This is a genomic window from Klebsiella indica (assembly GCF_005860775.1).
Taxonomy (GTDB): domain Bacteria; phylum Pseudomonadota; class Gammaproteobacteria; order Enterobacterales; family Enterobacteriaceae; genus Klebsiella; species Klebsiella indica.
On the sequence record NZ_VCHQ01000004.1, the window covers coordinates 43,499 to 64,354 of the forward strand.

Here is a 20,856-nt window from a genome sequence, read left to right on the forward strand (position 1 = left end):
GTGAGAAAATTCAAATAAGCGCGAGAAAAATTGAGCAAACGCAATATTTAATCTCTCGCAAAATTCAAAAACTATGCTAAGTTAATTCTATGAAATAACTATTGCAGAATATGAATAAACAGTAATTAAACGAGGTTGACTATGTTTGGAATCTACCGCGGACGCCGTCTGGCGCTGTATATCCTGCTGGCGATTATTATCGCCACGTTAGTGGGATATAGCACCTATACTTTTGTAAAATCGCTGGCTTAATAATGACGCTAATTTACATTTCAGCGCAATTAACTTAATTACAAATAAGCCTCAATTAATTAACAAAGAAATTAACGAAGGGGATCATATATAATATCTTAAGGCGAAATTTAATTTCGTATGAAACAATATTGCATTCATTTCCCTTTTACCGGACAATATGTATTTAACCGATGATTAACAAATAATGAAACATCCGCTAGAAACGCTCCTGAGTGCCGCCGGCATTCTCCTGTTGGCTTTGCTCTCCTGCCTGTTGCTACCGGTGCCGTCCCCGGGACTGACGCTGGCGCAAAAGCTGGTTGAGACGTTCCACCTGATGGATCTCAACCAACTTTATACGCTGATCTTCTGCCTGTGGTTCTTAGCGCTGGGCGTAATTGAATACCTGGTGCTGCGCTGGATCTGGCGCCGCTGGTTTTCCCTTGAGCGCTAAGCCGGTAAAGTCGCGCATGCCGTCCACCAGCGCTTCGCACCAGGCGGCGTAATCGTGGCCGCTGGAAGAGGGATGGAAGCTCACCGCATAGCCTTTATCCTTCAATACCTGCTCAAATTCGCGCGTATTGACATAAATACCGCCATCCGGCCCGTGGGTTTCGAATTTACCCGCCTGTAACCAGAAGCGTACTGGATAGCGTGGCGATTGCTGATACTGTCGCGTCAACCAACTGGCCTCTTCCCCCGTTGGCGCCCACCAGTACGAGCCTGACAGACTCAACACATTGCCAAAATGCCGCGGATAACGCAGTGCCACCCATGATGCGGCCAGGCCGCCATAGCTGGAGCCTGCCACCACCGTTTTATGCCGACTCAGGCGGAGCCCCTGCCGATTCAGCCACGGTAGCAGCTCATGAGCCATAAAATCGGCAAAATGGGGATTCGGCGGCAGCTCTTTCGCCCGACGCGGATGATCGAGGCTATCGATAAACACCACGTTAATCGGCGGCAACTGATGACTGGCAATCAGGCTGTCCAGCACGTTGGCGAAGTGATATTCGTCCTGGTAAGTTTTGCCATCGAACAACATCAGGGTCCAGCGTGCAGGATGGGGCAGACGCGGACGGTAAATCATCACTTCGCGCGTATTCTGCAAAAAGTCGCTGCGCATCTGATGACGGGTTAAGGTTCCGTGGCGCAACGGCCGTGCCATACGCTGCGCCGTGCAGAAACGCACGGGATTAAGCGCCAGCAGCGAGTAGCGATTCCAGCGGTCGTGAGCCGCATTAATGCTATGCGGGTTGAGCGGGTCCGCCTGAGCGCTGACCAGAATCGCTCGCCGCTGCTCATGCCCGCTGCCGGTCACCTGCGGCACATCCGGAGCCAGCTTATACTGCATTAAGGTATCGGCAGGGACAACATAACTACGAAACCAGACATCAGAGTCGCCAAGACGAAACAGCGCATCGTGCTCTCCCGCGGGGGAGCCGAGAATAAACACATTCCGGCTCGCTCCGCGCCACAGGAAAGTAACCCGCTTATGGGTCGCATCAACCGGTTCCACCATCGGCGTGCCTTCCTGCGCGCGTTCCAGCCAGAAACGTGCCGTAGACCCTCCCGACGCCAGCTCGCGCATCAGTTGCTGCAGGCGCGGGCTGGCCGGGTCCTGCATCTGAATTTTCGTCAGCGCGATGGTTTCGCGCATCTGCCACTGAAAGCGCCAGCGCGCCCCCTCTTCGCCATGCAGCACCAGCGAGGAAGCACGGTTCACCGGCAAAGAAAACAGTAAGGTTTGCTCCCCGTCCGGTGGCCCCCCCGCCAATAGTGTGCGCAGACGACGGTTATGTTCATCCAGCAACCGGGCATCGGTGACGCCGGAAATGATCGCCGCGACGTAGTTCTCACCCAGCCTGGGCAGGTCAAAACAGACTTCGCCGCTGGCGTCGAACTTCCCCTGTAGTTCCCCCTGTAACGAAGGAGATTCGCAGTTTATCGCCGCTGCCGGTAAAGCACTCATGCCAATCAGCAGGCCGCTCCACGCCGTCTTCATTGCCCGATAGCTCCCTGTGAGAATTTGCCAATAACGTTAATGCAAATAATAACCATTTACAATGGTGTTACCACTGTAAACAGGCGCCACCGCAGTAATCCCCTCTCAGCGCGCGTTTTTGGCGACAGCCCGGCCAGGAATAGTCATAAGAACATTTCGATAGATGAATCATGGCCATGAATTTCACGGTGTTAACGCTCAACGCAGACTCGTCGCAGCACACCGACGATCCAGACGCCCCGCTAAAAAGAATAGCGGTAACAAAGACGCTATCGGTGACGGAAAACGACGCCCGAGATACCCGCTAAGAGTAAATATCCGCCGACAAAAAGGCCGGCGGAGGGTTTTCAGTGAGTACGACTGTGATTCTCTTTACGATAGGCACCCGGCGGCTGATTAAACGTGCGGGTGAAGATGCGGGTAAAGGTTTGCTGCGAGTCAAAGCCGTATTTCAGGCAAATATCATAGACTCGCTGATCGGTATCGCGCAGATCCCGTGCCGCCAGCAGCAGTTTACGCGCGCGAATGTAGCGCCCCAGACTCTCCCCTTTGTACTGTAAAAACAGTCGTTGCAAATGCCATTTCGAGTAACCGGCATGGCGCGCAATATCGTCAATACGTAGCGGCTGATGCAAATTATCATCAATCCACTCGACGATCGTATCAATAACCTGAGCGGAAATAGTCATATGTCCTCTCTCCTCCAGAACCACTCTCATCGTTACCGCCACCAGGCGTTAAATGATTGCGTTTTATCAGCGACCCAGACCGGCTCACCCAACACTGGTGTCAGCAGCCGCCATGGTCGCCCTGTACTGGCCTCCGCCAGCCTTTTATACGGATCATCCCATGTGTGTTTTGCCAGCACGAAGCGCCCGGCATGGCCCGGCAGCACCGCTCGTGCATGAACATCGTCAGCGGCTTGCGCCGTCTCTTCCGGCGTCATATGGATGTACTTCCAGTCCTCGTCATACTGACCATTTTCCATAATGGCGAGGTCCACTTCGCCAAACTGTTCGCCGATAGCGTTAAAGTGCGGCCCGTAGCCGCTATCGCCGCTGTAGTAAATTTTCTGCTGCGAGGTAACCAGCATAAAGCTGGCCCACAGGGTCTGGTTACGTTTCAGGCCGCGGCCGGAAAAGTGGCGCGCAGGTAACACGTACACCGTGAGCTCATCGCTCACCGGCAAAGACTGATTCCAGTCCGCTTCGCTGATAATCGCGCTATTCATTCCCCAGTAGCGCAGGTGCGACCCGACGCCCAGCGGCGTCACCACCCGCTTGATTTTCGGCATCAGCGCCTTGATGGTGGCGTAGTCGAGATGGTCGTAGTGATCGTGCGAAATAATCAGCAGATCGATATCGGGCATCCCTTCAGCGTGCCACGGGTAATCACCAGGAAACGCCTTATTAATAAAAGAGAATGGTGCAGCATAGTGACTAAACACCGGGTCAATCAGAATGCGCTGGCCCGCCAGTTGCAGATACCAGGAGGAGTGTCCCAGCCAGACCAGAACGTCCTGACCTGGCGGCAGGCGGGCCAGGTCAGTTTTCACCAGCGGCAGCGGACCGGCGGGCCTGGCGTTTTCTCGCCTGGCGACAAGAAATGTCCACCACGCGGCCAGCATACTCTTTTTCCCGGTAAACCCCGGCGTTGGCAGCGCGTTATGAAACTGACCGTCATGATAGTGAGGCGACTGTTCCACCAGGCTGAGCTGCTCGCCATGCGGCGCCTGCCCAAATCCGGCACTGAGCGCAAACGGCAAAGTTGTTGCTGACGCTAATAACATGATGGCGACCACGCTAAAGATGACAGGGTTTATATCCTGCCCCCTGGAAACCGTTTTTCTGACGGTTTTCGCGGCAGGACTTGATTATGAGTGAGTAAGCACTCATTATTAGGGCGAAAGCTGAAAGTCGTCAAGACGATTTTCAAATTTTGACAGACACCGTTGCAGTGCCTGTATCAGACATGCTTAGATCGTCGTTTTATAACCTGTGAGGTAAAGTGTAGTGGCTCGTCCTAAGAGTGAAGATAAAAAACAAGCGTTACTGGAGGCTGCAACTGCCGCTTTTGCCCAATCGGGAATCGCGGCGTCGACCTCGGCCATTGCCCGTAGCGCGGGCGTCGCCGAGGGAACGCTGTTTCGTTATTTCGCCACCAAGGACGATCTGCTCAATGAGCTGTACCTGACAATAAAATCCGACCTGGTGAAGTCAATGATTGCCGGTCTCAATCCTGACGAACGTCGGCCAAAAGAGAACACGCGCAATATCTGGAACAGCTATATCGACTGGGGCGTGCGTAATCCGATGGAGCATAAAGCGATTCGGCGGATGGCGCTCAGCGAAAGGATCACTGACGAAACCCGCAACCGCGTCAAAGAGATGTTCCCGGAGCTAAACGAATTGTGCCAGCGTTCAATCAAGACCGTTTTCCAGTCTGACGAGTACCGTACCTTCGGCGACGCGTTATTCCTTTCGCTCGCTGAAACCACCATTGAATATGCCAGCCACGAGCCGAAACGCGCCGTACGTTTTGTTGAACTGGGTTTTGAGGCGATGTGGCAGGCGCTTGCCGAGGACAATCGCTGATGGATCCCCGCTCGCTCCACCGCCATGCGCACCGTATCGCGCTGGCGCTTCCCTTTGCCGATCACTGCTGGCCATTTGGCCCGGAGTACGATGTGTTTAAGGTCGGCGGGCGGATTTTTATGCTGACCATGACGGTACGGGGCCGGGCGCTGGTCAACCTGAAATGCGATCCGCAAAAATCGCTGCTGTATCAGGAGATTTACCGCAGCATTAAGCCCGGCTATCACATGAATAAAAAACACTGGATCACCGTGGTACCCGGCAGTGATATCAGCGAGGACCTGCTGGCTGAGCTTATTGGCGATTCGTGGCATCTGGTGGTCAATAAACTCAGCAAAAAAGAGCAGTTACGATTGCGCCCGGCCTGATTTTCAGCGTAGCGCGATAAGTGTTATCGCATTTTTACCCCTTATCATTTTCCCGGCATCGCTGTACTCTTCCCTCACCAGACGCACCCGCAAGGGGTTGTAAATAGTGAGGAAGAGTATGGATATCATATCAGTTGCCTTAAAGCGCTACTCCACCAAGGCATTTGACGCCACTAAAAAACTGACTGCCGGGCAGGCAGAAAACCTGAAAACGCTGCTTCAGTACAGCCCATCAAGTACCAACTCCCAACCGTGGCACTTTATCGTTGCCAGCACCGATGAAGGCAAAGCGCGCGTCGCCAAAGCGGCCAGCGGCACCTATGTGTTTAACGAACGTAAAATTCTCGACGCGTCCCATGTGGTGGTTTTTTGTGCCAAAACCGCGATGGATGACGCCTGGCTGAATCGCGTCGTTGACCAGGAAGAGGCCGATGGCCGCTTCGCCAATGCGGAAGCCAAAGCGGCAAACCATAAAGGCCGTACGTTCTTTGCTGATATGCACCGCAAAGATCTGCACGATGACGACCAGTGGATGGCAAAGCAGGTCTATCTGAACGTGGGCAACTTCCTGCTTGGCGTCGCGGCGATGGGCCTGGACGCCGTGCCGATTGAAGGCGTCGATTTCGCCATTCTGGACGCCGAATTTGACCTGAAAGCACAGGGCTACACCAGTGTGGTCGTCGTGCCGGTCGGCCACCATAGTGTTGAAGATTTTAACGCCGCCCTGCCGAAATCTCGCCTGCCGCAGGCGACAACCATCACCGAGATTTAATCCTCTCCTTCTGCCCCCGGGCTGCGGCGTGAATGCGTCCCGCCCGGGTTACCGATCCGCTCTCCGGCATGCCAGATACGCTCCGCATATCGGGGACCGCCAGCGCCTGCCACGCCCCCAGCGCGCGCGGAATAATACGCTGTTGCCGACGGGTAACGTTCATCAGCCCGCTTTGTCATTATTGCTTATTCAGCCACGCCAGCGCCTGCTCCCCCGCCGGGTCCATCGGCAAATAGACCAGCAGACGCGAGCCATTACGCGGGGCGGAATACCAGTACATCTGCTGTAAGCTAAATCGCCCAATCTGCGGATGTTTAAAATTTTTAACCTGATTCTCCACGCCGCGCACCTCATAGCGCTGGTGCCACAACGCCTCAAACTCCGCCGACGCGGCGAAAAAACGCGCCAGCTTATTCTCCCACGCCGGGTCACCACGGTGCTCCGCCATTGCCGCACGAAAATAAGACGCAAATGTCGCCAGTACATCGCGATTTTCGATGCGGCTTCGCCAGGTTTCATTGGTCAGATACAGATAAATGCAGTTGCGATCGTCTTCCGGGATCGTCGCGAAATCGATGCCCATCAGGCGGCAAAAGCTGTCGTTCCAGGCGACAATATCAAAGCCCGGCGTCTGAATGCTGGCGGGCTGCGGCATCAGGCTATCCAGCATTCGTCTGGCGCCGGGGCTAATACCTTCGCATACCGTGGTCTCTGTGGATTCCGGCGGCGTCAGCCCGGCCAGCACAAACAGATGCCGGGTTTCCAGTTGACTGCACTGTAGCGCATTCGCCACCCCCGCCAGCACCGTCTCCGACGGATTCACTTCCCGTCCCTGCTCCAGCCAGGTATACCAGGTGACACCGACATCCGCCAGCATCGCCACCTCTTCCCGCCGTAGCCCCGGCGTGCGCCGCCGCCCGACGCGAGGCAGCCCCAGGCGCTGCGGGTCAAGGCTTTCGCGCCGGGCGCGCAAAAATGCCCCGAGCTGTTTACGACTGTCATCGGTGATGAATCCCCCCGATTCACGTTGCGGTATTGTGGCCATAACATCTCCAGCATGGTAGTGCTGATACCAGTATAGACAGGAACTGGTACCCGTTTAATTTATCGGTGATGCTACGACCATCCGCTGAATGACGCAATGGAGAGTCTCCGATGAATTCGTCTGCTGTTTCACCCGGTCACGCCGGTTTATTCCTCCTGTTAACTGGCCTGATGTTGCCACAAATCGATACATCGATAACGAACGTCGCCCTGGATTCCATCACTCAGTCGCTGGCAGCCAGCGCCACGCAGCTGGAACTGATTGTCGCCCTGTACGGCGTCGCCTTCGCCGTGTGTCTGGCAATGGGGAGTAAACTTGGCGATAACTACGGTCGTCGCCGTCTGTTTATGTGGGGCGTGGCGGTTTTTAGCGTAGCCTCGCTGTTGTGCGGGCTGGCCACATCGATGACCACGCTGCTGATCGCCCGAACGTTACAAGGAGCCAGCGCGGCGCTGATCGTGCCGCAAATCCTTGCCACCCTGCACGTCACGCTAAAAGGTACCGCGCATGCCAGGGCCATCAGCTTATATGGCGGTATCGGCGGTATCTCTTTTATCGTCGGGCAAATGTGCGGCGGCTGGCTGGTGTCGGCGGATATTGCCGGCTTAGGCTGGCGAAACGCCTTTTTTATCAATGTGCCAATTGGCCTGCTGGTGCTGGCCTTTAGCCGCCGCTATATCCCGGAAACCCGGCGTGACGAGCATTCGCCAGTTGACTGGCAGGGCACCTTTAGCCTCGCGCTCATCCTCTGTTGCCTGCTGTTTCCGATGGCGCTGGGGCCAGAGCTGCACTGGCCTTTAACCCTGCGTCTCTCCCTCATCGCGGTATTCCCGCTGCTGGCCTGGATGTGCGTTAGCGCTCAGCGTAAACAACAGCGAGGCGAACAACCGCTGCTACCGCCGCGCCTGCTGAAAACGGGCAGTATGCGTTTTGGTATCGCGATTGCCCTGCTCTTTTTCAGCGCCTGGTCGGCGTTTATGTTTTGCATGGCGCTAACCCTGCAATCCGGGCTGGGAATGGCCCCCTGGCAGTCAGGCAATAGCTTTATCGCTCTCGGCATCGCCTATTTCCTCTCTGCGCTTTACGCCCCCAGGCTGATCGCCCGCTACAGCATCGGGCGCATATTACTGACGGGTCTTGCGGTACAGATTATCGGTCTGTTGCTATTGAGCGTCACGTTTTATCGCTTCGGTATCCACACCACGACGCTGTGCCTGATACCGTCGACAGCGCTTATTGGCTACGGGCAGGCGCTGATTGTGAATACGTTTTACCGCATTGGCATGCGCGACATTAGCGCGAATGATGCCGGGGCCGGGAGCGCAATCCTCAGTACTCTGCAACAGGCAACATTTGGCCTCGGGCCAGCACTGCTGGGATCGCTCTTTTTAAGCTTCGCCCGACGCAGCGGAGGAAGTTATCCCCTCGCCTTTATTGATTTTTTAGCGGTAGAGATGGTGATGATGGTGCTGCTGGGGATTATCGCGTTGCGCTTCCGCCGTCACCTTAACGCATGCCCGACGGCGATAACGTCGTAATTCACCTCTGCGTAACCTGAGATTTGCATAATAGACATCCAGCGGTCATCATAAGCGCTGGATGTAAAGGAGACGTTATGCAGGAATTAATCTCGGAAATCGCCGCGTTAGGCATCGAAATAACCCCAACCACCTCACTTATTATTATCTTCGGCATTATTCTTCTGACGGCGGCTGTCGTTCACCTTATTTTGCATAAAGTGGTGCTGCGCACGTTCGAAAAACGGGCGCAGGCCAGTAGCCATTTGTGGCTGCAAATTATTACGCAGAACAAACTTTTTCACCGTCTGGCCTTTACCCTGCAAGGGATAATCGTCAACGTGCAGGCGGTATTATGGCTACAAAAAGGTAGCGAGGCCGCAGAAATACTCACCACCTGCGCACAGCTGTGGGTGATGATATACGCGTTAATGTCCTTCTTTTCGCTGCTGGATGTCGTGCTTAACTTATCGCAAAAATTCGCCTCCGCCTCTCAGCTTCCGCTTAAAGGGATATTCCAGGGAATTAAGCTGGTCTGTGCGATTATTGTCGGCATTTTGGTTATCTCATTATTAATTGGCCAGTCTCCGGCGATCCTGATTAGCGGCCTTGGCGCGATGGCGGCGGTCCTGATGCTGGTGTTCAAAGACCCGATCCTTGGCCTGGTGGCCGGTATTCAGCTCTCCGCCAACGATATGCTAAAACTCGGTGACTGGCTGGAGATGCCGAAATATGGCGCTGACGGCGCGGTGATTGATATCGGCCTGACCACGGTAAAGGTGCGTAACTGGGATAATACCATCACCACCATTCCGACCTGGTCGCTGGTTTCCGATTCGTTTAAAAACTGGAGCGGGATGTCCGCCTCCGGCGGTCGGCGAATCAAGCGCAGCCTGAATATCGATACCACCAGCATTCATTTTCTTGATGAGCAGGAGCAGCAGCGCTTGATTCAGGCCCGACTGTTAAAGCCGTATATGGATTCGCGTCATCAGGAAATCAGCTTGTGGAACCAGCAAAATGCCGCTGACCAATCGATACTGAACCAGCGCAAAATGACCAATATCGGCACCTTCCGTGCCTATTTACAGGAGTATTTACGCAACCATCCCCGCATTCGACAAGATATGACCCTGATGGTGCGTCAACTGGCACCAGACGCCAACGGCCTGCCGCTTGAGATTTACTGCTTCACGAATACTGTGGTGTGGGCGGAATATGAAGGCATCCAGGCGGATATCTTCGACCATGTCTTTGCCGTGGTTGACGAATTTGGCCTGCGGATTCATCAGTCGCCAACCGGCAACGATATTCGTTCTCTGCGGGAGAGCTAATCAGGTAGACTGAGATACTGGCGCAGAAATTACGCGCCAGTCCATTTCAGCATCGACCCTTTATCTGGTCAGCACGTCATAATGCAAAAATACGAGCAGGATGCTCAAAATACATCTCTGCTCATTTTTAAAATTAATGATTAGGGATGATATCAACAATGAAATTAAACATAGCAATTATCGCACTCAGTTGCGCTCTTGCCGCGCTCGTCGGCTGCAGTTCATCAAAATCCTCACCGGAACGCCACGCGTACTATTTCGTCTCGCACCGTTCTGATTTTGTCGGTGGTAATTTCGCCACTAACCGTCAGGAAAATTACCGCTTAAACCTGCCAAACTTTACCGGGATCTATGCCAGGGGCCAACAGGACAGAAAGTCAGGCGTAAGCGAAAGCGACGCCCGCCGTATCGCCGACGGCATTAAGCAACAAATGGCGCAGGGCACCAGAATACAGCACACGTTCAACGGTAACGCCAGCGATAAGTGGGAAAACGAGATGGAGAATAAAGATGCCGTGTTACTCGGTAACGAACTGGCTGGCGCCTATCTTGACGGCTATCTTGGGGTGAAATAAATGTTAAAAGGTGCCCTTCATAAAACACACAGGGGAGTGACGTGAAAAACGCACTAACGTCGTCGGATGTCGTAGAGGGAAACGGCCCGGCGCTTCATCGTGGTTTACAGAACCGACATATCCAGCTTATCGCTCTCGGCGGCGCCATCGGAACCGGCCTGTTTCTCGGTATTGGACCGGCAATTCAAATGGCGGGACCGGCAGTCCTGCTCGGCTATGCCATCGCCGGGATCGTCGCCTTTCTGATTATGCGTCAACTGGGCGAAATGGTTGTCGAAGAGCCGGTATCTGGCTCTTTTGCCCATTTTGCGTATAAGTACTGGGGGCCGTTTGCCGGCTTTCTGTCCGGCTGGAACTACTGGGTCATGTTCGTGCTGGTGGGAATGGCGGAGCTGACCGCCGCGGGTATCTATATGCAGTACTGGCTACCGGATGTTCCGACATGGATCTGGGCCGCTGCATTCTTCATCATTATCAACGCCGTTAACCTCGTTAATGTTCGCCTGTACGGTGAAGCGGAATTCTGGTTCGCGCTCATTAAAGTGCTGGCAATTATCGGCATGATTGGCTTTGGTCTGTGGATGCTGTTCAACGGCCACGGCGGCAGGAAGGCGGGGCTCGGTAATCTGTGGGAGTACGGCGGCTTTTTCGCCACCGGCTGGCACGGCCTGATGATGTCGCTGGCGGTGATCATGTTCTCCTTTGGCGGTCTGGAGCTTATCGGCATTACCGCTGCGGAAGCCCACAACCCTGAGAAGAGCATTCCCAAAGCGGTTAACCAGGTAGTGTACCGTATCCTGCTGTTTTATATCGGCTCTCTGGTGGTTCTGCTGGCCCTCTACCCGTGGGTGGAAATCAAGTCCGACAGTAGCCCATTCGTGATGATTTTCCATAATCTTGACAGCAACGCGGTGGCTTCAGCGCTGAACTTCGTGATCCTGGTAGCATCGCTATCGGTCTATAACAGCGGCGTTTATTCCAATAGCCGCATGTTGTTCGGCCTGTCGGTGCAGGGTAATGCGCCGAAGTTCCTTGCCAGCGTCAGCAAGCGTGGCGTGCCGGTAAATTCCCTGCTGCTCTCCGGGGTGATTACCTCGCTGGTGGTGCTGCTTAACTACCTGCTGCCGCAGAAAGCCTTTGGTCTGTTAATGGCGCTGGTGGTGGCGACGCTGCTGTTGAACTGGATTATGATTTGCCTGGCGCACCTGAAATTCCGTGCCGCTCAGCGGCGAGAAGGGCGCGAGCCGAAGTTTAAAGCGCTGCTGTCTCCGGCCAGTAACTATTTATGTATCGCCTTTCTGGGGCTGATTCTGGCGCTGATGTGCACGATTGACGGTATGCGTTCATCGGCGATTCTGCTGCCAATATGGATACTGTTTCTGTTTGTCGCCTTTAAAGCTTTACGCCGCCGGGCGTAGCGCGTGACTGACCCGCCTGGCGAATGGCGCTAAACCCATTAGCATTATCCCATCGCCAGGCTGGCTTTTATTTCGCAGTCAGATCAATACGGACAACGCTGTCCGGTCCTTTCGTCGAGTGATCTTTATTAAACGCCTGTTTAACGGTGACATACAGCGTCTGACCATCGGCAGAAATCAGCAAGCTGTTGGGATTCACCGGCAGATCCCACGTCTTTTTCAGCGCATAGCTGGTGCCATCAAGGCTGATAACCTTGCCTGCTTCACGCCGGGAGATATAAATTTCGTTGCGCTCAGGGTTGAATAGCACCGCCAGCGAATCGCCCACATCCAGTTGCTTAATCACCTTGCCGCTGTGGATATCAAGCACCAGCGTGGTTTTAGCTTTTGAATTGTCGGTGACGAACAAACGACCGGTGGCGCTATCTTCAGCGATATTCAGCAGCAAGGCCGGTTTATCGCCCAGCGGCTTCCAGCGGTGTTCGATGCGGTTATTACGCGGGTTAATCACCAGGATCTCTCCGCTGCCGTTTGCCGCATACAGACGTTGGGTTTGCGCGGAATAGTGCAGGCCGGTCACCCATTTACCCGCGTTTTTGATGCGCGCTTTCAGCTTCAGGTTTTTAGCATCGACCACCCAGATGAGCGCCGGATCGGCAACAGCGCCAACATAAAGGGTGTTATCAACCAGCAGGATCTGCCGTGCGCCGTAGGGGCGATCTTTCTCATTACGCTCGCTAAACAGCAGGCGTTTTTTTACTTTGCCACTCGCGGTGTCAATGGCGCTGATACCGCCATCCAGCGAATTGGTGACGAACAAGGTGCTACCGTCCGGGCTAAGCTGTACAGCAAAGTTTTTCAGATCGGTATGGGTCATACCGGTGGTTTTCAACGTGGTCGGATCCAGCTTATATACCGCCCCGCCCTGCACATCTTTAAAGCTATCGGCGCTGGCGACGTATAGCGCATCGCCTTTCGGACTCAGCGCCATCTCATACAGCCCGTCCGCCAGCTCGCGCCTGAGTGGCTGTACGGTGGTTTCCGCGCTTTTGGCGGCAACAGGTTGAGAAACGGGAGTGGTGTGGGTGGCGGCACAGCCGCTTAAGATGGCAGAAATAACCAGCGTCAACGCCGGGAGTGTGTGTTTCATAGATCAATCCTGGACAAAATCAATGATCCGATGGTAACTCCGCGGCCGAGATTCTCTTTTCGGTCCTGCGCGAACGAGTCCCACCCTGTGCCTTCGCCGTTTCCCTGTGATCGCGCCACTGAGGCAGGTAGCTCCCTGAAACCCTGCAAACAAAAAGAAGAATGAGAACTATACGCATTACATTGTTATAAGCAAGCCCGGCGTTGTCCCGGACGAAAACATTTTATTTTTCGGGGATAGCCAGTCAGAAGACGGGGATTTGCGGAAAATAATCGGGAAATATCCAATAAAAAATACGAATAAAAAACGCCGGAACCGTGGTGGCCCCGGCATACAGGGTTACGCGCTGGCAATATCCAGTTGCGTCCGTTGTTTACTGTTCAGGCTCAACGTCGCAGCGTGGGCAAAACTTTCTACCTGAGCAATGCTGGTGGCGCTGGCGACAGGCGCCGTCACGCCTTCACGGCTCATCAGCCAGGCTAATGCCACTTCCGCCGGTTTGGCATCCAGTTGTTCCGCCACGTCAACCAGCGTATCAACAATGCGCAACCCACGCGGATTGAGATATTTAGCGATACCTGCGCCACGCAGGCTTTGCGCCAGATCGGACTGCTGGCGGTATTTTCCGGTCAGAAAGCCCGACGCGAGACTGTAATACGTCACCACGCCAATATCACGGCTGATGCACAGATCGCCCAGCGCCCCTTCGAAGGCTGAACGATGATAAAGATTATATTCCGGTTGCAGCACCTGCCAGGCCGGCAGGCCGCTTTTACGCGACACCTCCAGAGCGGCGGAAAGCTGTTGCGCATCAAGATTAGACGCCCCCATCGCACGAATCTTCCCTGCCTGCTGTAAGGCGTGGAACGCTTCCAGGGTTTCGGCTACCGGCGTTTCCGGGTCTGGCCAATGAGCAAAGTAAAGATCGATATAATCGGTATTCAGGCGACGCAATGAATCCTCTACCGCCTGCTGGATCCACGCCTTTTTCAGCCCTTTATGACCAGGAAGGCCTAAATCGGCCCCCACTTTGGTGAAGATCTTCACCTTCTCACGCATGCCTGGCCGCGCCTGTAACCAGCGGCCGATAATGGTCTCAGACTCGCCGCCCTGATTACCGTCGGCCCAGCGGGCGTAAACATCCGCCGTGTCGATGGCGTCAAAGCCGTGATCTATAAATGCATCAAGAATGGCAAAGCTGGTTTTTTCATCAATGGTCCAGCCAAAAACGTTGCCGCCAAACACCAGCGGAGCGATGGAAAATCCGGTTTTACCTAAGGGACGTGTCATCATGCCGTTCACTCCTTATTTGCCCGCCACATGTCACGTTGCCTGTGCGTCGACGTTGGTGACCCGGCTAATCCCTGAGCCTCGCCCCTGACGGGGCGCCTGCCGGCAACCTGTCACTCCGCTCCCGGCGAATGTGTCACTCTCTTGTCGGCGCCATTCAACGCAAATATGTAGGGAATCGCTTATATTCTGTGTCCTTCTAAATCGATCAAGGGTCAGAAACAATAGTAAGAGAAAAGGAAGCCTGAAGCGGGCTGTCCATGCCCGCCACCTGCATTACAACATTATGTCCCGGAATAGACGTCAAAGCTAAAATATTTCCCTGCTAACTTTTTATAAGTGCCGTCAGCGAGAATTTTGGCAATCGCGCCGTTAATCTCCTGGCGCAGCGCGTCGTCCCCTTTGCGCAGGCCAATCGCCGCCCCCGCGCTGAATAGCGCGTCATCGCGCAATGGCCCGCCAACGAAGGCGAAATCTTTACCCTGCGGCTGCTGCAGGAAGCTGTAGTCGGCCATCATTCCGGAAAGCACCGCGCCATCAATACGCCCGGACTCCAGATCCTGTACCACACGATCGGCGCCCTGATAAGCGACGATATTAATTCCCGCCGGTCGCCAGTGCTGGTTGACGTAAGTTTCCTGCGCCGATCCCTGCTCTACGCCAATGGTTTTGCCCTGCAGTTGCTCAATACTATTGCCGGTGAGGGTATTTTTACGCGCCACGAGGAACACCGGGCCGTTATATAGCTTATCGCTAAAGGCTATCTGCTCTTTTCGCTTCTCGGTCATATACATTCCGGAGAGGATCGCATCGAACTTACGCGCCTTCAGCGCCGGGATAATGCCATCAAAATTACTTTCCACCCACACGCACTTCGCCTGAAGCTGCTGGCAAATCGCATTCCCCAGATCAATATCAAAACCCATCAGCTTGCCCTGCGGATCTTTCCATTCAAACGGCGCGAAAGTCGGATCGACGCCAAAACGAATTTCCTTATTTTCTGCGGCCAGGGCTGAAGTTGAGGCCATCAGCGCGACCCACAGCAGAAGAGATTTTTTCATTATTTACGGACTCCAGAGTTCAACGACAGTGTGTTTCAACTAACCGGGCGAACAACGTCGCACCGGTGGAAATAATGTCATCATTAAAGTCATAGCCGGGGTTGTGCACCATACAGCCGCCCTTCCCGCCTTTTTCACCATTACCCAGCAGGAAATAGCAGCCGGGGCGCTCCCGCAGCATAAAGGCGAAATCTTCGCTGGCGTTCATCGGCGCGACCGACTCCAGCACCCCCTCTTCACCAAACACCTCCAGCGCCAGCGCTTTGGCGAACGCGGTTTCCTCGAGGCTATTAGTGAGAACAGGATAGGAGTCAAAAACCTCGACGTCGCTACTGGCGCCGTAGCTTTTGGCAGTAAAATCAGCCAGTTCCTTGATGCGTTTTATCAACAAATCGCGGATCGCCGGCTTCATCGCCCGCACGCTGAGCTCCATTACCACCTTCTCCGGGATGACATTAGAGGCAATACCCGCCTGGAAAGTGCCGACACTCACCACCGCGGTTTCTCCCGGTGGCACATTACGCGCGACGATACTCTGCAGATTCATCACCAGCGCCGCGCCGGTCACAATCGGGTCAACGGTGCGCTCAGGGTGGGCGCCATGCCCACCGTAACCGGTAAGGGTGATTTTCACCGTATCCGCCGAGGCCATAAAGTTGCCGGCGTAAAAGCCCAGTTTTCCTACCGGCAGACCGGGCATATTGTGCAGGCCGAAGATCCGTTCGCAGGGGAAGCGCTCAAACAGACCGTCTTTAATCATTAAATCCGCACCGCCAATCGCTTCTTCTGCGGGCTGGAATATCAAATGCACCGTGCCGTTAAACTGACAGGCCGGAGAGGCGATATACTTCGCTGCCGCCAGCAGGATAGTGGTGTGACCGTCATGGCCGCAGGCGTGCATCTTTCCGGCAACGGTGCTGGCCCACGGAAGATCGGTGGCTTCGACAATCGGCAATGCGTCCATATCGGCGCGCAGGCCGATAGTGCGCGGTGAATCGCCCTTGCTCAGCGTTCCCACTACCCCGGTTTTTGCCAGCCCTCGGCTCACCGTATAGCCCCACTCAGTCAGTTTCCCGGCAACCAGTTCGCTGGTATTAAATTCCTCAAGGCTTAATTCAGGATTGGCATGTAAATAATGACGGATCGCAATCATTTCATCTTCAGTGGCCTTGATTTCGGGAATTACAAAGTCGGTCATGCCGGTCTCCGGGAATAGAATTAGGTATTAAGCTTTAATAACTTAACCTGCCAGGTCGTTAATGCAAGCAGGATTTGTTATTCCGGAGGGCGTTTTATCTTATTTATTAATATTGGGTTATCGCGGATAAATTGACATAAAACTGCTATGACCATCACACAATGGCGCTTTTTCTTTTTATTTTGTTTCCTGTGTTAACTATATTGCCTCCACTTAATCAATCATTAACTTAGAGCCTATCCCACCAGACGTTATTGGCGCAGCCAGTTTGAACACGGCCAGCGCGGAAGAACCGGAGCGTACAGGTAGTACGTGAGGATTCTGAGCACTGCCCAGGTTCAAAATGACAAGCAAAATAGCCCTAATGGAATAGGCTCTTAATGTCGAGAGCGGAAGATGAAACAACACCACAACAACCTTGCCCTGGGCGTCATGGCGGGTCTGCTAGCGCTGTTCGCACCACTGGCGGTTAACGCGGAGGCAACCATCAGCGGGATGGCCAGTAAAACTCTACCCTATCAGGAAAAGCCGCGGGTCTTCGTGCTGACCGATATCGGCAACGAACCGGACGATCAGATGTCGTTAACCCGTTTTTTGCTCTATGCCAACGAGATGAATATCGAAGGGGTGGTAGCAACAACCTCCACCTGGCAGCGGGAAAAAGTCCATACCGATATGATTGATTTGGTGCTCCGTCATTACGGCGAAGTCCAGCCTAACCTGCTTAAACACGCAGCCGGATTCCCGACGTTCAATCAGCTCAAAGCCGTCGTCGCCCCAGGCCTGGCCAGCTATGGCATGGCGGCAACCGGAGAAGGGAAAAATACCGCCGGGTCCGACCTGCTGCTTAACGCCATTGAAAAAAGCACTGATGCTAACCACCCGCTGTTTATTAATCTGTGGGGCGGCGCCAATACCCTGGCGCAGGCGCTAAAAGACCTGTCGAAAAAACATCCGGCCAGCGTCGTTAAGGCGCTGACGCGCAACCTGGTGGTTTACGCCATCTCCGATCAGGATGATGCCGGGTTCTGGGTACGCGAGCACTATCCGGAAATCACTTATATCGTCGACCCTTCCAGCCAGAACGGCGAAGATTATGCCCGTGCCACATGGACCGGTATCAGCGGCGACCGGTACTATCGCAATGCGCCGGGGGCAGACTTCACCACCGTCTCCCAACATTGGCTGGATCAAAACATCCGCAACGTCGGACCAATGGGCAAAGGTTATCTGCAATATCTGTTTATTATGGAAGGGGACACCCCGGCATTTCTCGGTCTGATCCGCAACGGCCTGGATAGCGAGCAGAACCCGGGCTGGGGCGGTTGGGGCGGGCGCTATATCGTACGCCAGCCGCAGCATGAAACGCGTCCCATCTGGACCAACGGCGGCGATTTTTATCCCGGTAGCCCCAACGCCGCCGATACGGTCACTGGCGTCGACGGCAAGCGCTATACCTCAAATCAGGCCACCATCTGGCGCTGGCGCGAGGCGTTCCAGCACGATTTCGCCGCTCGTATGGCGTGGGGAATCAAAGATTATGCCTCAGCCAACCACAATCCTCAGGTGGTAGTGAACGGCCAACAGGGACAGCAGGTAGTATATCTTGATGCCAAAGTGGGAGAGGTGCTGACATTAAACGCCGCAGGCAGCAAAGATCCTGACGGTAATCAGCTTAGCTATAACTGGTTCCGCTATCCGGAAGCCGGTTCCGCCAGCGCTCAACCGGTGGCGTTCAACGATGTGCAGGGTCGGTTCGGGGAAGATTATTTGCAGGCCCCCGCGATCCTCTCATTAAGCGACAACGGCAAACCAACGGTTAAAGTCAAAACGCTGCGCCACGGCACGGAACATATCATTCTGGCGGTTACCGATAACGGTAAACCATCACTCACCGCTTACCGACGGATTATTGTTTCCGTGAAATAACCGACTTTGATCGGCGCCGGGTGGCTCGCGTTGCCGCCCGACGATGCAACGTGGCGGTATGATGAATGCCTACGTATTCCTGCAGGCAAAGGCGAGACAGCATGGATTACAAACAGCAGATCCTCAATATATTGCATAGCGAAGCGAAATCCCGGACTGAGATAACCAAACGGCTGGGCGTGACTAAAGCGTATATCACTAAGCTGACAGCACGCCTGTTGGATGAACAGCTCATTGAGGAACGGGAAATCAAAGATCCGACTTTTGGCCGCCCGCAGCAGCTACTGGCAGTGAAAACCGGTCAAGCCTGGAGTGCCAACATTATGCTACGTAAAGGCAGTTTCCAGGCCACGCTCAATGATTACAATACCCAGCCGCCGCCGCTGGCGACCCTGAGTTTTCCCCTGCCAGAGGAAATGACCCCAGATCAACTGATGCGCTTTATTACCGCTGGCGTGGCGCAGTTATGCGAACTGGCCAGACTGCCCCGAACTTCGCTCACCGTTGCCAGCGTTGCGCTGCAGGGCGGGATCGAACATTTCACTGGCATCGTGCGTTATTGCCCGCTTTTTCAGGAAAGCAATGTCAATCTCGCCGCCTTACTTGAGAAAAATCTCCGCCTCCCGACCCGCATCTATAACATTGCACACTGTACCAATTATCTGCTGGCTAAACGCTCACCCGGCGACGCCTACGTGGCGTTTATGCCCGGATTCGGCAGCCTCGGTTACGGTTACTGTACCCACGGTGAACCCGGGCTGGGCGAAAACGGCTTCTACCCGGAAATTGTTCATCTCCCCTGGCCCGGGGGGCTGGAACCGGCATTTAATGTTGCGGAGAACAATAAACCCGCCACCGTGCTTACCACTGCACGCGCACTCTATTTTGCGATTTGCTGTACCGCGCCGATTCATAATATTAAGCGGGTGATTGCTACCGGCGAATTATTCGAAGATTACGGCGAGGATATTCTGCCGCTTGCACAGAAAATGCTGGATGAAAGTCCTAATGCGCATATTCGTGAAATACGCATCCACCATTATAAGACCGGACACAATTACGGATGGAAGGGATTAGTACAGCTCAGTTCAGACAATATTACCAGACTGCGGGTATAGTGCGAGTATTGCGCTTCTTCCCCAGAGACGCCCGTTAACAAGGCCGGTCCGCACGATGCTGGCTGGATGGACAAACGCCCAATGCCGCCTCCGGAGAGAGGCAGCATTGCGGCGTGTATGGGAAGCCCGGAAAGCATACGCTCCCGGGGCGATAAAGGGTTAGTGGCTCAGCGCGCCGTTGATCAGGATCGAGGTAATAATCCCGGTCGCGGCGGCAATCAGCACATAGTTGCCGTCAATATATGACCAGTGCTGCCCGCTCGGCGGCGGCGGCAGTCCGCGATCGTTCCAGTCATCGACCCGATAATCCTTGCCGCGGAAACGTTGCGGGGCGGGTTGACCTTTACGGAAATCATGCCCGTTCCACGCAAAGTGATCCTGCTCATGGCGTTCCTGATGGCGGTTATCGTGCGATCCTCTGCCGCCGGGACCACCGCGATCCGATCCTCGATTACCGCTATTCCCTTGATGATTGTTGGCCTGCGCGCCGTTACCCGGCCCCTGCTGGCGGTTACCGTCCGGGCCGCCACGTCCAGCATTTTTTTGCCAGATCTGCTGCTGACCCTGGTCGTTGCCGCCAGGGCCATCAGCCCAGGAGACAGAAGTAAACGCGCAAGATAAAATAATCGCCAGTGAAAGAATTTTTTTCATAGTACACCTCCTGATATATTTCTTTTTTAACGTATAAATGTGGAGGAATAGTGAATAGTAAAACATCCAGGACAATTCCTGGCATATCCGTGATGATACGTTAAGAATATTAGCCTGACGCTAAATAAACGCTCCAGACAAAAAAGGCCGCTTTCGCGACCCGTTTGTAGAGAATTGTCAGTGATTATTCAGTGACTTTATTTTTTAACTCTTCGGCACCTTGTTTGGTTTTATCCCAGCCTTCTTTACTGACCTCTTTGGTTTTATTCCAGCCCTTCTCAGCGCCCTCTTTGGTTGCATTCCAGCCTTTCTCCGAGCCTTCTTTGGTTTTATTCCAGGCCTTTTGTGCGTCTTCGCTGACCTTGCTACCTACGCTGTCGCTTTTCCCTTCCGCAGCGTGTTTGGCTTTCAGCTTCTGCTCTTCACCCTGATGCTGGGCTTGATGCAGTTTTTCCTTCGCCGTATTGGCCGTTTCGTGAGCCGCCGCGACGGTATCGTCGGTTGCGTGTGTCGTGGCAGCAAAAACAGGTGCGGCTACCAGAATCGCAGATAATGCAATCATTGCTTTTTTCATATAATGTCCTCTCTCTAACTTAC

20 protein-coding genes are annotated in these 20,856 nt (G+C 54.2%); 10 read left to right on the plus strand and 10 right to left on the minus strand.

Annotated features, from left to right (window positions below; translation table 11 throughout):
• Positions 1-439: 439 nt before the first annotated feature.
• The gene (locus FE839_RS03245; RefSeq protein WP_138359096.1) at positions 440-688 is read left to right on the plus strand and encodes a DUF1158 domain-containing protein; all 249 of its coding nucleotides are present in this window, start codon (positions 440-442) and stop codon (positions 686-688) included.
• On the opposite strand, the gene FE839_RS03250 is transcribed toward FE839_RS03245, so the two are convergent.
• From FE839_RS03250 to FE839_RS03260, 3 genes are all read right to left on the minus strand, one after another.
• On the minus strand, positions 617-2,239 hold the full coding sequence (locus FE839_RS03250; protein WP_138359098.1) for an alpha/beta hydrolase-fold protein: 1,623 nt from the start codon (positions 2,237-2,239) through the stop codon (positions 617-619). The genes FE839_RS03245 and FE839_RS03250 overlap by 72 nt on opposite strands.
• A gap of 347 nt (positions 2,240-2,586) precedes the next feature.
• On the minus strand, positions 2,587-2,928 hold the full coding sequence (locus FE839_RS03255; RefSeq protein WP_138359100.1) for a RamA family antibiotic efflux transcriptional regulator: 342 nt from the start codon (positions 2,926-2,928) through the stop codon (positions 2,587-2,589).
• 32 nt (positions 2,929-2,960) lie between these two features.
• Positions 2,961-4,028, minus strand: coding sequence for an MBL fold metallo-hydrolase (locus FE839_RS03260; protein ID WP_138359102.1), 1,068 nt, complete (start codon positions 4,026-4,028; stop codon positions 2,961-2,963).
• Between the two features lie 223 nt (positions 4,029-4,251).
• On the opposite strand from FE839_RS03260, the gene FE839_RS03265 reads away from it, so the two are divergent.
• The 3 genes from FE839_RS03265 to nfsB all read left to right on the plus strand — a co-directional run bounded on the left by FE839_RS03265 (position 4,252) and on the right by nfsB (position 5,973).
• Positions 4,252-4,833: a TetR/AcrR family transcriptional regulator gene (locus FE839_RS03265; protein WP_138359104.1), complete on the plus strand. Its 582-nt coding sequence runs from the start codon at positions 4,252-4,254 to the stop codon at positions 4,831-4,833.
• Positions 4,833-5,201: an MmcQ/YjbR family DNA-binding protein gene (locus tag FE839_RS03270; RefSeq protein WP_138359106.1), complete on the plus strand. Its 369-nt coding sequence runs from the start codon at positions 4,833-4,835 to the stop codon at positions 5,199-5,201. The genes FE839_RS03265 and FE839_RS03270 overlap by 1 nt, the downstream gene beginning before the upstream one ends.
• Before the next feature lie 118 nt (positions 5,202-5,319).
• Positions 5,320-5,973 carry an oxygen-insensitive NAD(P)H nitroreductase gene (gene nfsB / locus FE839_RS03275; RefSeq protein WP_138359108.1) on the plus strand — a complete coding sequence of 218 codons (654 nt, stop codon included), beginning with the start codon at positions 5,320-5,322 and terminating at the stop codon, positions 5,971-5,973.
• A gap of 178 nt (positions 5,974-6,151) precedes the next feature.
• Here the strand turns inward: nfsB and FE839_RS03280 are convergent, their stop codons facing one another.
• Positions 6,152-7,018, minus strand: a complete 867-nt coding sequence (locus FE839_RS03280) for a helix-turn-helix transcriptional regulator (RefSeq protein ID WP_138359110.1) — start codon at positions 7,016-7,018, stop codon at positions 6,152-6,154.
• Between the two features lie 110 nt (positions 7,019-7,128).
• On the opposite strand from FE839_RS03280, the gene FE839_RS03285 reads away from it, so the two are divergent.
• The 4 genes from FE839_RS03285 to pheP all read left to right on the plus strand — a co-directional run bounded on the left by FE839_RS03285 (position 7,129) and on the right by pheP (position 11,862).
• Positions 7,129-8,556: an MFS transporter gene (locus FE839_RS03285; protein WP_138359112.1), complete on the plus strand. Its 1,428-nt coding sequence runs from the start codon at positions 7,129-7,131 to the stop codon at positions 8,554-8,556.
• Positions 8,557-8,633: 77 nt separating this feature from the next.
• Positions 8,634-9,869, plus strand: a complete 1,236-nt coding sequence (locus FE839_RS03290; RefSeq protein WP_138359114.1) for a mechanosensitive ion channel family protein — start codon at positions 8,634-8,636, stop codon at positions 9,867-9,869.
• A gap of 158 nt (positions 9,870-10,027) precedes the next feature.
• Positions 10,028-10,444: an Exc2 family lipoprotein gene (locus FE839_RS03295; RefSeq protein ID WP_138359116.1), complete on the plus strand. Its 417-nt coding sequence runs from the start codon at positions 10,028-10,030 to the stop codon at positions 10,442-10,444.
• 41 nt (positions 10,445-10,485) lie between these two features.
• Positions 10,486-11,862, plus strand: a complete 1,377-nt coding sequence (gene pheP / locus FE839_RS03300) for a phenylalanine transporter (RefSeq protein ID WP_138359118.1) — start codon at positions 10,486-10,488, stop codon at positions 11,860-11,862.
• 67 nt (positions 11,863-11,929) lie between these two features.
• Here the strand turns inward: pheP and FE839_RS03305 are convergent, their stop codons facing one another.
• The 4 genes from FE839_RS03305 to FE839_RS03320 all read right to left on the minus strand — a co-directional run bounded on the left by FE839_RS03305 (position 11,930) and on the right by FE839_RS03320 (position 16,561).
• Entirely contained in the window at positions 11,930-13,012 is a 1,083-nt protein-coding gene (locus FE839_RS03305) for a YncE family protein (RefSeq protein ID WP_138359120.1), read from the minus strand.
• Between the two features lie 339 nt (positions 13,013-13,351).
• A complete protein-coding gene (locus FE839_RS03310) occupies positions 13,352-14,305 on the minus strand; it encodes an aldo/keto reductase (RefSeq protein ID WP_138359122.1) in 954 nt (317 codons plus the stop codon).
• Between the two features lie 281 nt (positions 14,306-14,586).
• Positions 14,587-15,363, minus strand: coding sequence for a lysine/arginine/ornithine ABC transporter substrate-binding protein (locus tag FE839_RS03315; protein WP_138359124.1), 777 nt, complete (start codon positions 15,361-15,363; stop codon positions 14,587-14,589).
• 19 nt (positions 15,364-15,382) lie between these two features.
• Positions 15,383-16,561, minus strand: coding sequence for a M20 aminoacylase family protein (locus FE839_RS03320; protein WP_138359126.1), 1,179 nt, complete (start codon positions 16,559-16,561; stop codon positions 15,383-15,385).
• A 396-nt stretch (positions 16,562-16,957) separates the two neighbouring features.
• Between FE839_RS03320 and FE839_RS03325 the strand changes: the two genes are divergently transcribed.
• Positions 16,958-18,490 (plus strand): DUF1593 domain-containing protein, encoded by a 1,533-nt coding sequence (locus FE839_RS03325; protein WP_138359128.1) that lies wholly within the window; start codon positions 16,958-16,960, stop codon positions 18,488-18,490.
• A gap of 101 nt (positions 18,491-18,591) precedes the next feature.
• The gene (locus FE839_RS03330) at positions 18,592-19,608 is read left to right on the plus strand and encodes an ROK family transcriptional regulator (protein ID WP_138359130.1); all 1,017 of its coding nucleotides are present in this window, start codon (positions 18,592-18,594) and stop codon (positions 19,606-19,608) included.
• A 159-nt stretch (positions 19,609-19,767) separates the two neighbouring features.
• Here the strand turns inward: FE839_RS03330 and FE839_RS03335 are convergent, their stop codons facing one another.
• Complete coding sequence (locus FE839_RS03335) at positions 19,768-20,259, minus strand: RcnB family protein (RefSeq protein WP_138359132.1); 492 nt, start codon at positions 20,257-20,259, stop codon at positions 19,768-19,770.
• Positions 20,260-20,443: 184 nt separating this feature from the next.
• Complete coding sequence (locus tag FE839_RS03340; RefSeq protein WP_138359134.1) at positions 20,444-20,833, minus strand: hypothetical protein; 390 nt, start codon at positions 20,831-20,833, stop codon at positions 20,444-20,446.
• Between the last annotated feature and the right edge of the window lie 23 nt (positions 20,834-20,856).

Excerpts from the sequence above, each read along its gene's own strand:
- FE839_RS03340 (WP_138359134.1), bottom strand. The coding sequence starts at position 20,833 with ATGAAAAAAGCAATGATTGCATTATCTGCGATTCTGGTAGCCGCACCT.
- FE839_RS03320 (WP_138359126.1), bottom strand. The coding sequence starts at position 16,561 with ATGACCGACTTTGTAATTCCCGAAATCAAGGCCACTGAAGATGAAATG.
- FE839_RS03310 (WP_138359122.1), bottom strand. The coding sequence starts at position 14,305 with ATGATGACACGTCCCTTAGGTAAAACCGGATTTTCCATCGCTCCGCTG.
- FE839_RS03330 (WP_138359130.1), top strand. The coding sequence starts at position 18,592 with ATGGATTACAAACAGCAGATCCTCAATATATTGCATAGCGAAGCGAAA.
- FE839_RS03325 (WP_138359128.1), top strand. The coding sequence starts at position 16,958 with ATGAAACAACACCACAACAACCTTGCCCTGGGCGTCATGGCGGGTCTG.
- FE839_RS03335 (WP_138359132.1), bottom strand. The coding sequence starts at position 20,259 with ATGAAAAAAATTCTTTCACTGGCGATTATTTTATCTTGCGCGTTTACT.
- FE839_RS03270 (WP_138359106.1), top strand. The coding sequence starts at position 4,833 with ATGGATCCCCGCTCGCTCCACCGCCATGCGCACCGTATCGCGCTGGCG.
- nfsB (WP_138359108.1), top strand. The coding sequence starts at position 5,320 with ATGGATATCATATCAGTTGCCTTAAAGCGCTACTCCACCAAGGCATTT.
- FE839_RS03295 (WP_138359116.1), top strand. The coding sequence starts at position 10,028 with ATGAAATTAAACATAGCAATTATCGCACTCAGTTGCGCTCTTGCCGCG.
- FE839_RS03285 (WP_138359112.1), top strand. The coding sequence starts at position 7,129 with ATGAATTCGTCTGCTGTTTCACCCGGTCACGCCGGTTTATTCCTCCTG.
- FE839_RS03290 (WP_138359114.1), top strand. The coding sequence starts at position 8,634 with ATGCAGGAATTAATCTCGGAAATCGCCGCGTTAGGCATCGAAATAACC.
- FE839_RS03305 (WP_138359120.1), bottom strand. The coding sequence starts at position 13,012 with ATGAAACACACACTCCCGGCGTTGACGCTGGTTATTTCTGCCATCTTA.
- FE839_RS03245 (WP_138359096.1), top strand. The coding sequence starts at position 440 with ATGAAACATCCGCTAGAAACGCTCCTGAGTGCCGCCGGCATTCTCCTG.
- FE839_RS03280 (WP_138359110.1), bottom strand. The coding sequence starts at position 7,018 with ATGGCCACAATACCGCAACGTGAATCGGGGGGATTCATCACCGATGAC.
- FE839_RS03255 (WP_138359100.1), bottom strand. The coding sequence starts at position 2,928 with ATGACTATTTCCGCTCAGGTTATTGATACGATCGTCGAGTGGATTGAT.
- FE839_RS03260 (WP_138359102.1), bottom strand. The coding sequence starts at position 4,028 with ATGTTATTAGCGTCAGCAACAACTTTGCCGTTTGCGCTCAGTGCCGGA.
- FE839_RS03315 (WP_138359124.1), bottom strand. The coding sequence starts at position 15,363 with ATGAAAAAATCTCTTCTGCTGTGGGTCGCGCTGATGGCCTCAACTTCA.
- FE839_RS03250 (WP_138359098.1), bottom strand. The coding sequence starts at position 2,239 with ATGAAGACGGCGTGGAGCGGCCTGCTGATTGGCATGAGTGCTTTACCG.